The 13,011-nt window shown below is 55.9% G+C and carries 13 protein-coding genes and 1 pseudogene; 5 read left to right on the forward strand and 9 right to left on the reverse strand.

Annotation, left to right across the window (positions count from 1 at the left end):
* Positions 1–33 precede the first annotated feature (33 nt).
* The 5 genes and pseudogenes from ACRWA7_RS35090 to ACRWA7_RS35110 all read left to right on the forward strand — a co-directional run bounded on the left by ACRWA7_RS35090 (position 34) and on the right by ACRWA7_RS35110 (position 3,796).
* Positions 34–1,017, forward strand: a complete 984-nt coding sequence (locus ACRWA7_RS35090; RefSeq protein WP_438397242.1) for an alpha/beta fold hydrolase — start codon at positions 34–36, stop codon at positions 1,015–1,017.
* A gap of 237 nt (positions 1,018–1,254) precedes the next feature.
* Positions 1,255–1,854, forward strand: a pseudogene (gene alr, locus ACRWA7_RS35095) (alanine racemase); the annotation flags it as partial.
* A gap of 156 nt (positions 1,855–2,010) precedes the next feature.
* A complete protein-coding gene (locus tag ACRWA7_RS35100) occupies positions 2,011–2,388 on the forward strand; it encodes a Rid family detoxifying hydrolase (RefSeq protein WP_438397244.1) in 378 nt (125 codons plus the stop codon).
* Positions 2,389–2,516: 128 nt separating this feature from the next.
* Positions 2,517–3,092 carry a LysE family translocator gene (locus ACRWA7_RS35105; RefSeq protein ID WP_438397245.1) on the forward strand — a complete coding sequence of 192 codons (576 nt, stop codon included), beginning with the start codon at positions 2,517–2,519 and terminating at the stop codon, positions 3,090–3,092.
* 68 nt (positions 3,093–3,160) lie between these two features.
* A complete protein-coding gene (locus ACRWA7_RS35110) occupies positions 3,161–3,796 on the forward strand; it encodes an FMN-binding negative transcriptional regulator (protein ID WP_438397247.1) in 636 nt (211 codons plus the stop codon).
* Between the two features lie 296 nt (positions 3,797–4,092).
* On the opposite strand, the gene ACRWA7_RS35115 is transcribed toward ACRWA7_RS35110, so the two are convergent.
* From ACRWA7_RS35115 to ACRWA7_RS35155, 9 genes are all read right to left on the reverse strand, one after another.
* Positions 4,093–4,392, reverse strand: a complete 300-nt coding sequence (locus ACRWA7_RS35115; RefSeq protein WP_438397249.1) for a hypothetical protein — start codon at positions 4,390–4,392, stop codon at positions 4,093–4,095.
* Positions 4,393–4,767: 375 nt separating this feature from the next.
* Complete coding sequence (locus ACRWA7_RS35120) at positions 4,768–5,769, reverse strand: transketolase family protein (RefSeq protein WP_438397250.1); 1,002 nt, start codon at positions 5,767–5,769, stop codon at positions 4,768–4,770.
* Positions 5,766–6,608: a transketolase gene (locus tag ACRWA7_RS35125; RefSeq protein ID WP_438397251.1), complete on the reverse strand. Its 843-nt coding sequence runs from the start codon at positions 6,606–6,608 to the stop codon at positions 5,766–5,768. The genes ACRWA7_RS35120 and ACRWA7_RS35125 overlap by 4 nt, the downstream gene beginning before the upstream one ends.
* A gap of 36 nt (positions 6,609–6,644) precedes the next feature.
* Positions 6,645–7,973 carry an MFS transporter gene (locus ACRWA7_RS35130; protein ID WP_438397252.1) on the reverse strand — a complete coding sequence of 443 codons (1,329 nt, stop codon included), beginning with the start codon at positions 7,971–7,973 and terminating at the stop codon, positions 6,645–6,647.
* An 80-nt stretch (positions 7,974–8,053) separates the two neighbouring features.
* On the reverse strand, positions 8,054–8,803 hold the full coding sequence (locus tag ACRWA7_RS35135) for an SDR family NAD(P)-dependent oxidoreductase (RefSeq protein ID WP_438397253.1): 750 nt from the start codon (positions 8,801–8,803) through the stop codon (positions 8,054–8,056).
* 149 nt (positions 8,804–8,952) lie between these two features.
* Positions 8,953–9,864 carry a LysR substrate-binding domain-containing protein gene (locus ACRWA7_RS35140; protein ID WP_438397254.1) on the reverse strand — a complete coding sequence of 304 codons (912 nt, stop codon included), beginning with the start codon at positions 9,862–9,864 and terminating at the stop codon, positions 8,953–8,955.
* A 188-nt stretch (positions 9,865–10,052) separates the two neighbouring features.
* Entirely contained in the window at positions 10,053–10,412 is a 360-nt protein-coding gene (locus ACRWA7_RS35145) for a hypothetical protein (protein ID WP_438397256.1), read from the reverse strand.
* 73 nt (positions 10,413–10,485) lie between these two features.
* Complete coding sequence (locus ACRWA7_RS35150; protein ID WP_438397258.1) at positions 10,486–11,658, reverse strand: hypothetical protein; 1,173 nt, start codon at positions 11,656–11,658, stop codon at positions 10,486–10,488.
* Between the two features lie 359 nt (positions 11,659–12,017).
* The gene (locus ACRWA7_RS35155) at positions 12,018–12,287 is read right to left on the reverse strand and encodes a DUF1488 family protein (RefSeq protein ID WP_438397260.1); all 270 of its coding nucleotides are present in this window, start codon (positions 12,285–12,287) and stop codon (positions 12,018–12,020) included.
* Positions 12,288–13,011 lie beyond the last annotated feature (724 nt).

Consider the following 13,011-nt stretch of genomic DNA (forward strand, 5'->3'; position numbering starts at 1 on the left):
TTATCAACCAATCTGATCCAGGAAAACAGCACCATGAAAAGAGCATTGTCTTTTTCAGCAACGTCACTGTCTCGTCGTAGGGCGCTTTGGGGAGGTGCGACGGTCGCCGCCGCGGCAACTTCTATGGCTGCATTTGGAAATGCCTCGGCTGCATCAAGTCAAAAAAAATTCCCGCACCACGACGAAACTCACCCGCAGGATTTTATTACCGTGAAAGACGGCACTCGTATCTTTTTTAAGGATTGGGGCAATGGCACGCCGGTCGTTTTCTCTCATGGGTGGCCACTCGACGCGGACGCCTGGGATTCGCAAATGCTGTTTTTGGTTCAGCACGGCTATAGGGTAATCGCGCATGACCGGCGCGGTCATGGAAGATCCTCGCAAAAAGGAACTGGCAATGACATCGACACATACGCCGATGATTTGGCCGCCGTCCTGGACGCACTTGATATCAAAGGCGCGATGTTGGTGGGGCATTCAACTGGCGGCGGAGAAGTCGTGCGGTACATCGGAAGGCACGGGACTCGCCGAGTAAAGAAGGTGGTATTAATTGGCGCCGTTCCGCCGATCATGGCTAAGACAGGCGCGAATCCCAGCGGTTTGCCCATTTCTACTTTTGATGGAATTCGAAGCGGGGTAGCAACAAACCGGTCGCAATTCTATCGCGATCTTGCAATACCCTTCTATGGCTACAATCGGCCAAACGCTAAGATCTCTCAGGGAGTCGTTGACGAATTCTGGCGGGAGGGCATGCTTGGCGCTATCAAAGGCCAGTATGAATGCATCCAACAATTTTCTGAAGTTGATTACACAGATGATCTGAAGAAGATCGACGTTCCCACACTTATCCTGCATGGTGACGACGACCAAATCGTGCCCATAGCAGACTCTGGAATGTTGTCGGCGAAGATTGTTAAGGACGCGACACTAAAAGTCTATCAGGGTGCTCCCCACGGCATGTGTACAACCGAGGCAGACCGCGTAAATGTGGACCTACTTGAATTTTTCTCGGCGTAGCTGACGCTGGTCCGCGAGGCAATGCGATGAGCCGCGCGGCTATCTGATCCTACACGGCTTCTTATCGGTCGGACAGACGAGCGGCCGATCACTTTAACGATGTGGACGGCAACACAAACCTTCGGTTTCCTGAGAGACAATTTGTTCGAGTTCGCAAGAACAAAGCTAAAAATTTATAGTGGATCCGAGGTCTTTAGTAATTAGGATAACCAATTGATTAATATAATTATGTCAAATATGAGCCACTTCGCGAATGCTGACGAAGGCGACGTTGATTGGCAGCTCAATAGGTTCGATGAAGTAACACAAGATATCCCTGGGGAACGGAGTGTCGCGAACTCAGCCGCAACGCTTTGGCATCGCAGCGCACATCGGGACTGGGTGCGCCCGGGAATAGTGCTTTACGGTGCATCGCCCTCCGGTCGACCGGAGGATATAGCCGACGTTCCGTTGCGCGCGTCCATGACGCTGCTCAGTAAAATCATTAGCATCCAGACTGTGCGGACGGGCGAGACAGTCGGCTATGCTCGCACGTATCAAGCCAGCGAAAATACGCGAATCGGCGTGGTTGCTTGCGGCTACGCAGACGGGTATCCGCGTCATGCACCTACCGGCACACCGGTATCGGTAGACGGCATCCTAACTTGCACTGTTGGTCGGGTCTCAATGGACATGCTAACCGTCGATCTAACGCCTTGCCCCGGAGCAGGCGTCGGTTCACCGGTAGAACTTTGGGGGGATAAAGTTAGGATCGATGACGTCGCATCTTCATCCGGCACGACCGGGTACGAACTCATGTGCGCATTGGCCAAAAGGGTACCGGTGACTGTCAAGTAGACAAAGATAACCCTAGCAAGTTGGTGCCGCAGTGTCATCATTTCACTGCTATTACTTTCCTTTCATGCGCTACAAATGTAGATCATCGGATGCGTCTTCTAACAATTGTTCGGGTGTCTATTCAGACTCCGCGACTTCAACACGAAAGAGAGCAATATGAAAAAGATTGAGTCATCACGGGCGCCTGCTGCTATCGGCCCGTATTCGCTGGCCATCGTCACCAACAAGCTTCCGTTTGTTTCCGGGCAACTTCCGCTCGACCCAGATACCGGCAAGGTTGTCGGCGTGTCGGCTGCTCAGCAAATTGAGCAGTGTTTAAAAAACGTTAGCGCTATTGCGAAAACTGCTGGTACCGCCATTCATGCGACTGTCAAGACTACCGTCCTGCTAACCGATTTGGGCGAATTTGCCGCAGTCAACGAAATATACAGCCAGTTCTTCAAGGACCCGTACCCGGCGAGAGCTTGCTACCAAGTAGTGGCGCTTCCGAAGGGTGTAAGGGTCGAAGTGGAAGCAGTGATCGGTCTCGAATGACTCCGAACTTGCCCTCCACCGCCGGTCCGTCTCTGCTCAATGAAGCTTTGCCACTGTCATGGCAAAGACCAACCAATAAACTGAAATGCTCCCGTCCGCCTCGTTTCTCATGACCCACACTACTCGCTGTGATTCCCGGTCCGGGAATCGCCTATGTTGTCGCACGAACCGTTGCCGGCGGAAAAGCTGGAGGCATTGCGTCAACGCTGGGCGCTTCAGTCGGTGGAATGTTTCATGTTCTCGCTGCGGCGCTCGGCTTGTCGGTCATCGTCGCCGAATCGGCACTGGCTTACGGCGTCGTGAAATATATCGGTGCGGCCTATCTGATTTATCTCGGTATCCGCATGCTTATATCGAACGCTGCCGCGCCTGGTCAGATAGCGCCGTCTACCCGCGGATCTTGGAGAGCGTTTCGGGACGGAATAATTGTCGAAGCACTGAATGTTAAAACGGCGATGTTTTTCCTTGCGTTCATCCCGCACTTTGTGTTAGCTGACCGTGCGCTCGCACCCCAGTTTATCGTGCTCGGTGCGACGTGCGTGGCGCTCAATAGTACCGTTGACCTGATCGCAATTGTGATCGCACATCGAGTTATCGGGTCTGGCGCCGCTAAAGCTGCAAAGCAACGATTGATGGGCCGTTTGTCCGGCGCAACAATGCTCACACTTGGACTCCTCGTCGCCATCAAGACCCGCGAAGGCTAGTCCTTACGCTAATTAACTATCACCGGCGCCGCCAAGCGAGGCGCTGTGCCCGTTCCCAGAGATCAGATATGTACATACCTTCTCAATTCGCTGTTGCAGAACCCGACGTCTTGCACGAGTTGATTTCGCATCATCCCTTCGGTGCGCTTATCACGCATGGCAACGGTGGGCTCGACGCAAATCACATCCCGTTCGAATTGGTCGTTGACCAAGGCGGACAAGGCGTACTGCAGGCCCACGTAGCACGCGCGAATCCGATTTGGCAAGAGGTCGCAGACGACGACGAAGTCCTCGTCATTTTCAACGCGGGCGATGCGTATATCTCTCCAAGCTGGTATCCGAGCAAACACGAACACCACAAACAGGTGCCAACGTGGAACTACGTCGTGGTTCATGCCCATGGACGGATCCGGATTCGCGACGACAGCAAGTTCGTGCGTGGTGTAATCGCGAAGCTCACGCGAACGCATGAGGCGCAAGAGAACAAGCCGTGGAAGATGGGAGACGCGCCTTCGGATTACATCGAGGCCATGGTAGGTGCCATCGTTGGCATTGAAATTGAGATCACACGGCTCGTGGGCAAGCGAAAACTCAGCCAAAATAAGGAGGCACGTGACATTCAGGGTGCAGGCGACGCGCTTATTACGCGCAATCAACACAAGATTGGAGATGCAATGCTTGCCTGTGCTGCGAAGAAAGCTTAGCGGAACATCGGATCGTGCGCATCGATTGTCCGGAGAGGTTCGGCCTGGCCGTCAGGAACCAGCTGCCGTCCCGGGCAACGACGGTCACGCTTAGACTGGAGAGCAAATACGTTGCCTAACAACTGCCGCCATGAAAGCAGACGTCTTGCGCAAATGCTGGTCCGCAGCACGGCTCGGAATGTACCTAATCTTGGGCAATGAAAGATCGATCGCATCAAAATTGCTTAGGCCCGAAGCGCCGTGGCGCATGTGGTGGGGACCTCGCTGTTTTCGGTTACCGGAAGCAGCAACGAGCCCTAGTTAGCGATACCCGTACGATGAGGTCGCGGCACGACCTGATAGACGTTATTCCTACCCTGAAGCTCAATTGAGATGAGTTGATGCTTTTTTAATGTATCCATGCCCGACCGCGTCATTTCGACGCTCCGTCCCATGAGTTCGGCGATCTTCTCGAGCGGCATTCGAACAGGCCCCTCCTCGTGCGACTCCGCAGCTGCGATAACGGATAGCACCGCATACGCCGGCAAGCCGATTTTTGCGATCAGCCCTTCAAGAATCTCATCTGAAAAATATGCTCCGCACGAATCGTTCGGCATATCGTCTCTCTCTTAACCCTAAACGTTTCGCACGTGACGCCACAAAAGACAGTTTAGCGTCGTGAATAACTACATTTAGTTCGCGGTCAGCTGGTAGACCCCATCGTCAACACCGGCCCAGCCGCACGCTTTTCACAGCACCTGTCGGTCGAAGGGCTGGCACCTCGGCCCATTGATTTATGGCTCTGCGGCACCCGAGGCGGTAAGACCGGTTAGCACAGTCAGCATGCCTCGTCTGGCGAAGCATAGCTTTGGCCAAAAGCCAACAGCTAAGACCGGTGTACGCAACAGGAATCGTTTGCGCCTTCATGCATCGCCATTGAATTTACACGCGAGCGCATTCAGAACCTGTCTGTACACCGCATCCTTTACTCGTCAGCCGAGCCAGCCCTTAATCGTCGCAACCATTGCCTCGGTCGAGATGCCATAACGGTCGTGCAGCGTCGGTAGCGCGCCGGCGGCAAGGAACGCGTCCGGTAAGGCGATCTGGCGAAACACGGGTGTCACGCCTGCGGTGAGCAGCGCCGTTGCGACCGCTTCGCCCAGACCGCCGATCGTCGTATGATTTTCCGCAACAACAACCATCCGGCCAGTGCGCTTTGCTTCGCGAATAATGGATTCGGTGTCGAGCGGCTTAATGGTCGGAACATGCAACACCCCTACCCCAACATTGTCGGCCGCGAGCGCCTTCGCTGTCTCGAGCGCACGCATGGTCATGATGCCGGACGAAATGATCAGCACTTCAGCACCATCGCGTAGGAGCTTCGCCTTACCGATCTCAAACTGGTAGTCGTATTCATCAAGAACCGAGGGCACGTTGCCTCTGAGCAAGCGCGCATAGACGGGGCCATTGTGAGCGGCAATGGCCGGCACCATCTGTTCAAGATCAAGCGCGTCGCATGGATCAATGACTGTCATGTTCGGCATTGCGCGCATCAAGGCGAGGTCTTCAGCCGCCTGGTGGCTCGGCCCGTACCCCGTCGTGAGACCCGGCAAGGCGCAGATCATCTTCACATCGAGGTTGTCCTCGGCGATCGCCTGATGGATAAAGTCATACGCGCGCCGGGTCGCGAACACGGCGTAGGTCGTCACAAAAGGCTGCGCGCCTTCGTGCGCCATACCCGCGGCCGCGCCCATCAACAACTGCTCCGCCATGCCCATCTGGTAATACCGCTCGGGAAACTCCTTCGCGAAGATGTGGAGGTCCGTATATTTTCCAAGGTCCGCAGTCATACCTACCACGTTTTGCTTGGTACGAGCCAACTCCACAAGCGCGTGCCCGAAAGGCGCCGAGCGGGTCACCTGGCCCTCGCCGGCGATCGAAGCGATCATTGCGGACGTTTTAAGCCGCGGCTTTTGTATCGTCGTATCGCTCATGCTTGTCTCCCTTCCTCAAGTGCTGCGAGTGCCAGCTGCCACTCATGGGCATCGACACGGATAAAGTGGTTCTTTTCTCGTTCTTCAAGAAACGGCACGCCGCACCCCATACGCGTGTCGCAAACGATCATGCGCGGCTGTGCAACCGGATGATTTCTCGCCGCATCAAATGCCGCCTTGACGGATTTGATGTCGTTGCCGACCACGCGCTGCGTGAACCAACCGAATGCGTCAAGTTTTTCGACAAGCGGCTCGAACGCCATGATCTGAGAAGACGGCCCGTCGGCTTGCTGGTTATTGACGTCGATGATCGCGATCAGGTTGTCCAGCTTCCAATGCGCGGCCGACATGATGCCTTCCCAGATGGCGCCCTCATCGAGCTCACCATCGGAAAACAGCGTATAGACGAACGCGTCCGAGCCCTTGCGTTTAAGACCCAGGCAACGGCCAACCGCGATGGTGAGACCCTGGCCCAGTGAGCCGCCCGACATTTCCATGCCGGGCGTATAACTTGCCATCCCGGACATGGGCAGACGGCTGTCGTCGCTTCCATAGGTTTCCAGTTCTTCGGCCGGCAAGATGCCGGCTTCGAGGAGCGCCGCGTAAAGCGCAATGGCGTAGTGGCCATTTGAAAGCAAGAAGCGGTCACGACCTTCCCAATGCGGATCTTCCGCGCGGTAGCGCATCGCGCCGAAGTAGGCGACGGCTAACACGTCCGCGATGTCGAGTGCCTGGCCGATGTAGCCCTGCCCCTGCACTTCGCCCATCAGCAAGGCATTTCTACGGATTTTGTAGGCGCGCTCGGCGAGCGTGACCACTTCCGACGATGGTTTATTCATGGTATCTCCTTCAATATGGGTATGGAGCAACACGTGTCAGCGATTGACGGTCTTGGCCGGTACCAAGAAAACAAGTCCCGCTCCGATCACGACAGCGACAGAAATGAAAATGAGTCCCGCAGTCGATTTACCGGTCAGGTCGTTTAACCACCCGACGATGGCGGGAGAGAAAAAGCCGGCAAGGTTGGCGAAGCAGTTGACTGCCGCAATCCCTGCCGCTGCCGACATGCCGCCAAGCACGGCTGTGGGTAGGGACCAGAACTGCGAGGACGACGCCAGGATCCCGGCCGCCGCAACGCTCACACACACCAGCGAGGCTGCAACGCCGCCGAGCATCGGCAAGGTCGCAAAGCCTGCCGCTGCGACGAGCATGGGAATCGCAAGATGTAACCTGCGTTCACGATGTCGGTCAGCGCTCGCACCAATCAGTGGCAGCGCCACAATTGCGCAGATGTACGGGATCGCTGTGAACAAGCCCACCCATAACGGATCAGCGACCCCGGACTTGCGAATAATCGTGGGAAGCCAGAATGTCAGCCCGTACTGGCCGAGGACGACGCAGAAATAAATCGCAGCCATGATCCACAGACGACGGTCCCGAACGAAAGAAAGGACGGAGACGTGTGCAACCTTGTGCGCATTGTCCTTCTCCACGTTTTTCGCAAGCAACGCCTTTTCTGCATCAGTCAGCCATTTGGCCGATGCAATGCCGTTGTCCAGATAGAAAAGGATTGAAATGCCCAGGACCAAAGAAGGCAGCGCTTCAAGGATAAAGAGCCACTTCCACCCGGCCAGATTGTGCACGCCCTGGAGGGAATGCATGATGTATCCCGATAACGGGCCACCCACAATTCCCGCGAGTGGGATCGCCATAAAGAAAATCGATAAGGCTTTCGCGCGCCGCGTGGAGGGAAACCAGTAGGTCAGGTAGAGGATGACGCCTGGCGCGAACCCCGCTTCGGCGACGCCTAAAAGAAAGCGCAGGATATAGAACGTCGTTGGCGTCTGAATAAAGACGAAGCACGCCGAGATGACGGCCCAGGTCAGCATAATCCGCGCGAGCCAGTTACGCGCGCCCACTTTGTGCAGAATGATGTTGCTCGGTACCTCAAAGAGAAAATATCCCAGGAAGAACACGCCCGCGCCCAAACCGTAGATGGTTTCGCTGAACCGCAAATCATTGAGCATTTGCAGCTTCGCAAAGCCGACATTGACGCGATCCAGGTAAGCGCCCAGATAACACAACATCAAAAATGGGATGATGCGACGGCCGACCTTCGCGTAGGTTCGGGCTTCAAATTCAGTTGTGCTGACGGGCACGTTGAGATCCGCGATGTCTGACGGCGCCACGGTTTTCGGTTTCATGCTTGTCTCCTGCTAATGCGCCTCGGGTTTCTCCCCGAGTGCGTTGGACTCAGCGGCTGCGAGCGCAGCGGCTGTACGTCTTAATGGATCAACATTCCGCCGTTGACGTCCAGCGTGATGCCAGTAAGATAAGAAGACAGGTCGCTCGAGAGGAAAAGACAGGCGTTGGCAACGTCGGCTGCATCACCCAGACGCCCGAGCGGAATACCTTTGATGATGTCAACTCGCATTTCCGGCGTCAGTTTGTCGCCGGTGATGTCTGTCTGGATCAGGCCAGGCGTGATCGAGTTGACACGGATACGATCGGGACCGAATTCACGAGCCATCGCACGCGCCAGTCCGAGTACGCCGGCCTTTGCCGCGCTATAGTGCGGACCACCGAAAATACCGCCGCCCCGCTGAGCTGAAACCGACGACATACATACAATGCTTCCGCCCTTTTGCTCTCGCATTTGCGGGATCACGGCTTGAGACATGTACAACGTCCCGCGCAAATTCACGCCGATGACGGCGTCGAAATTCTCCGCGTTGATGTCCAACGTTTTAATCGGTTGCGTAATGCCTGCGTTATTGATCAGCCCGTCGATGCGCCCATATTTTTCGACAACGGCTTTGGCAGCCTGGACACATGCGTACTTATCGGTCACATCGCATTGAAGGCCAAGGTGCCCTTGCCCCAAGTCTCGTGCGGCGCTTTCGGCATCTTCGCGGCGAAGGTCGAGAATCACGATTTTTGCGCCTTGATCGGCCATGGCCTTTGCCGTCGCTTTACCAATGCCGCGCGGTGAGGCAGCGCCTGTGACAATCACTACTTTGCTTTCGAGCAACATCTTTGTCTCCATCGGGTCGTCTGAGTTAGTGAACGCAGTTTCCGCGTTAGCCTCGATCCGATCAATGGAGTTACGCTCAGCTATTGCTGAAATATTTTCAGGTGTTGGAGTTTTTTTGTAGGGTTTACGCCATCATTTGATGTCGTTGCTTACTTCATGCCGCTTGTCCGGCCTGCGGTATCGCGGCTAATTTCGTGCTGCGTCCAAGCCAAGAAAGCCGATACGCGCAGGAGAATCGCATTTTGGGCTGGGTACACGATGTGGTGCGCGCCGACGGCCACTTCGAAATCACGTCCGAACACTGGAACCAATGTCCCCTTACTTAGGTAGCCCGCGGCCAGCATCGTACTTTCCAGAGCAATGCCATGGCCCAATGCCGCGGCCTCAATGGACATATAAGATCGGTCGAAAGAAAAATCGAACGCTTTGCGAGAGAGCGGAACACCGAACTTCCCAAACCATTGCTTCCACTGCACAAGTGGCGTTTGCGAAAGAATCAAGCGTCGCTCGAGCAGATCGGCGGGGCTTTGCACTGGATTGCGTCTGAGGTACTCAGGTGACGCAAGCGGGGTCACGCATTCATCGCGCAGCGTTAAAACCTCACCATCGGACCAATGAGCATAGCCATGTCGGATGTCCAAATCGTAGTAGCCCGATGTGAATGACACGTCCTCATAGGAACAGTCAAGATTGAGCTGGATGTTGCCGTTTGCCTCGTGAAATAACGCCAGGCGCGGCAACAGCCACATGAGCCCGAAGCTAGGGCTGGAATGGATACGGAGAATTTCGACACTGGATTCGCTGGATGCTCGTTCGGTTGCCCGGCTTAGATCGGCGAGCGAGCCGGTGACGTCGATCAGATATTGCTGACCCGTCGCTGTCAACACGAGGCCTCGCCCCAACCTGGCGAATAGCGGCCGCCCAACGATCGTTTCAAGGTTCGCAAGCTGGTGGCTGACAGCAGACGGTGTTAGCCCCAACTCGTCAGCCGCGCGATTGACACTTTTCGTTCGCGCAACGCTTTCAAAGGCGACGATGGCTTTTAAGGGCGGAATGCGCATGTCTTGAGTGGGAGCATGAGTTCACGCGATTGTACGGCACCCGCTCATGACAGCCCCGGCAGCGCGATCACCGGGCACTCCCCGGATGACCGCGCAGAACGCAAAGCTTGGGAGCCCGTCACCTTGGGCGAGAAGCTTTTCATTCGATACTCGGTTCTCTCAATTCAGTACACCGGCGTCAACCCCAGCTAATCATCGTGAAGCTGCAGCAGTGCTGCAATGTAATGCGCGTCGGTGTCGCTCACCTCCCACGTCTGGGTATCTGCTGCCCGGGTGATACATGCTTTGCGGCTGCGCTCCGCTGCGACAAAATTTCTTTTTTGTTCTTCGAGTGTCTCCGCATCGCTTAAGTAGAACGTCCAGTAGAGCGTTTTAAGGAGCTCTCCGGCGAGATGAACATTTCCCTGTGCACTTTTTAGCGCCGCGAGCGCCATGTGATTCTTGAGTGATATCGAACGTGTAATCGCCGGCGATGTAGGCAACAAATCGCTGCGACTCAACCGCGGTGATTGCTTGATTGACTTGCGCTTCTTCGTATTCGTTGACATGGCGATTATCGACTTAGCCGTTGGCGCGCACACTGAACGCAAGCCGCTTGGGTAGCAGTCAACGCATCAATCTTTACAACATCACGACCTGCTGAAGAAGCCTTAGTGCCGTACCTTCGTCTAGGCGTCCGGTGCGCGCTTTTCCCGCAAGCGTCTTGAGTAATGCTTCTGCAATCGGCGCGATGCCCCTAAGCGTGTCGAGATCAGTCATCGTCGTCGACGGATAGGTGTCGGCCGCCTGCGCATGAAACCCGACCGGTGCGGTTGGAGACGATGTCGTATCAGAAGCGTCCTCCTGGCTTTTTGCGAGCGCGCCGGACACTGCGATATCGAACCGTTCCTGTACTTCAGGTCGAACAGCTTCTGGGTCCCGGGAAGGGCGATCAGCTTGATCGATGCCCTCTTCGACGAACTCCTCGATGCCTTGGCCATCGCCGCGGGCAATCGTAGTTGCCGAGATGTCTTCAGCAGGCGTCGCGGATTGCGACGTTGTTCGACGTCGGCCTGAAGGCCTCAGGGTCTCTGCTACGGCCGCCGGCACGTCTGCGGTCTCACGGGGCACGTCCAGCCAACCCGAAGGCAAGCTTAATACAGTGGTGATCCGCTCGGCTTCCGCATCGTCGAGGCGCTTCTTACCGTGCAGGCGATGAGCCATGTTCGACTGACTTAAATTCAGTAAGCGGCTGAGCAATGCTTTCGAGCCGTTCCGTTCTGTCAAGACATGCAAATTGGCGCGTCGTATTTCCGGAACTGAGGGCTCAGCAGGTAATTCCAAAGATTGCTGCAATTCGGCTGTTGAAGCCTTAGATGCCTTTGACACGTGGTCTTTCGCTTTCTGAGTTAGATCGCGAGCGCCGGCCGCGCTGCCCCTTTTGTTTGATGAGAGAGTTGCTGTTGCCTTTTGCGCTTTCGTTGCCATCTCATTGTTCCGGGTAGGTGCGACCTCAATAGGACTTGCGTAAGCGATCGAGGAAGCGGCTGCATCTTGTGCTGATCGATCATCCAACTCGTCGACAACGATGTCTTTTTGCAAGATGTCCAGAGGCGAGCGCAGGCGCGCGATAACCTCTTGAGTCAACACCGGGTTAGGCTGATCGAAAAAACCGTGCGGCAAACCCAGCGTTGTTTCCATGTGGAACGCGGTCTCAGGCGTAAAACGCTCACCGTTCGCAAGTTCAGCGATACGACTCAAATTCGAATCAAGGGCAAGCGCCAGATTTTCGGCGCCGGCAGTTTCGACGAGCAATTTAAATGCTCGCGTTTTAACTACCGACGCTGTCTGACCTGAGTCCCTTGGCGACGTAGGCTTCGCAAAGTGCTGTTTTTGAGGTCGCGACGGCTTGGCATGTGGGGGCTGGTGCGTTGCTCGTGGCTTATTTCCCCGCGCTTGCGACCGCCCGTAGGGTTGGCTCATCAACAAACTCCAATGTGGTTTGTGCTGCTGGGATGACACGACGGACAGTGGACCTGTTCCTGTATGATTCCTGGCCCGAACGCGATCACCCTCTCCGTCATGCGCATGCGCTCCATTGCGACGGTCAGGTAAAAATGGGGCCCTCGCCCCGTATGAACGTTCGTTCTGCTGCGGTGACAAGGACGATTAATCTACCGTGCAAAATTCGCGGCATCGAGTCGGATCTCGGACGCCCCGCTTTTCAGCGCAATGCGCTGGGCCACAGCCGTAATGCGATCGTGACCTGCTGCAAAGGTGCGAAGCATGCATTCTGCATCTGCATCTTCGCGTAGCCAAAAGTACTGCTCCAACGCTTTTCTCGAGATCGAAGATTTTACCTCACGCCCGCCTGCGTTGACCGTGAACATTACGGCGCGGCCGTCTTCAGAAAGAGAGGGTGGGAATGGACACATGGTGTTCATAGGCGGTCAGGGCTCAAAGGCGCGAATTTACCTCACCCATTGACAAGTCCGCCCCCACACTGGAAAGTGGGGGTGCGGGTTACTAGTGCTGTACTCAAAACCTTGCCTACGAAGATCCTCAGGCGACCTTTGTTCGGCTAATCATCCGCCCTATCTGGGAGCGTCCACGCGCGAAGTGCATCGGGCGTGCGCATGTCCCGCGGAGCTCGAAAGTCTGCACGAGCGATACCGCGCATATCGTTAGCCGGGCGCGAAAAACCGCTGCGGCCGCTGTAGTCCCTTCTTGGTAGAGGCACATCGTTCGAAGGTTGATTGCGCATCCCGCGCGCTGCGTACACATCGAGCGCCGTAATGCCAAGAACATTAACCACCGCTCCGAGTGCCCGAGTTCGCGTGCTCGGGTCGGTGGTATCCGACTGCGCAACGATCGTTCCGATGTCCAATGCGTCGCCGCCCACCCGCGCCCAAAGGTATGGCGCTGCTTTATCGGAAGCCAGGATGCCTATTCCACATGCAAGCTCCCGCAACCCGTAAAGCCGGACAAGTGTCGGGCTGCTATCGAGCCCTGCTGAACGCGCAACCGCCCGCGGTGCCAGCAATTCGGCCATGCCCAGCGCGATACTGAACCAGCCTAACCCGCGGGCAACCGCTCGTGGCGCTTTGACGGCGTTTATATTGTCTCGATCGCGCTGCCGCGCAGCGTCCAAATCAAAGTTCGCATGGT

Origin of the sequence: Caballeronia sp. DA-9 (assembly GCF_051615025.1) — a bacterium.
GTDB lineage: Bacteria > Pseudomonadota > Gammaproteobacteria > Burkholderiales > Burkholderiaceae > Caballeronia > Caballeronia sordidicola.

Bases quoted from the DNA above. Each gene is read 5' to 3' on its own strand.
- ACRWA7_RS35110 (WP_438397247.1), top strand. From the start codon at position 3,161: ATGTACATACCTTCTCAATTCGCTGTTGCAGAACCCGACGTCTTGCAC.
- ACRWA7_RS35115 (WP_438397249.1), bottom strand. From the start codon at position 4,392: ATGCCGAACGATTCGTGCGGAGCATATTTTTCAGATGAGATTCTTGAA.
- ACRWA7_RS35090 (WP_438397242.1), top strand. From the start codon at position 34: ATGAAAAGAGCATTGTCTTTTTCAGCAACGTCACTGTCTCGTCGTAGG.
- ACRWA7_RS35130 (WP_438397252.1), bottom strand. From the start codon at position 7,973: ATGAAACCGAAAACCGTGGCGCCGTCAGACATCGCGGATCTCAACGTG.
- ACRWA7_RS35120 (WP_438397250.1), bottom strand. From the start codon at position 5,769: ATGAGCGATACGACGATACAAAAGCCGCGGCTTAAAACGTCCGCAATG.
- ACRWA7_RS35125 (WP_438397251.1), bottom strand. From the start codon at position 6,608: ATGAATAAACCATCGTCGGAAGTGGTCACGCTCGCCGAGCGCGCCTAC.
- ACRWA7_RS35140 (WP_438397254.1), bottom strand. From the start codon at position 9,864: ATGCGCATTCCGCCCTTAAAAGCCATCGTCGCCTTTGAAAGCGTTGCG.
- ACRWA7_RS35145 (WP_438397256.1), bottom strand. From the start codon at position 10,412: ATGTCAACGAATACGAAGAAGCGCAAGTCAATCAAGCAATCACCGCGG.
- ACRWA7_RS35135 (WP_438397253.1), bottom strand. From the start codon at position 8,803: ATGTTGCTCGAAAGCAAAGTAGTGATTGTCACAGGCGCTGCCTCACCG.
- ACRWA7_RS35155 (WP_438397260.1), bottom strand. From the start codon at position 12,287: ATGAACACCATGTGTCCATTCCCACCCTCTCTTTCTGAAGACGGCCGC.
- ACRWA7_RS35100 (WP_438397244.1), top strand. From the start codon at position 2,011: ATGAAAAAGATTGAGTCATCACGGGCGCCTGCTGCTATCGGCCCGTAT.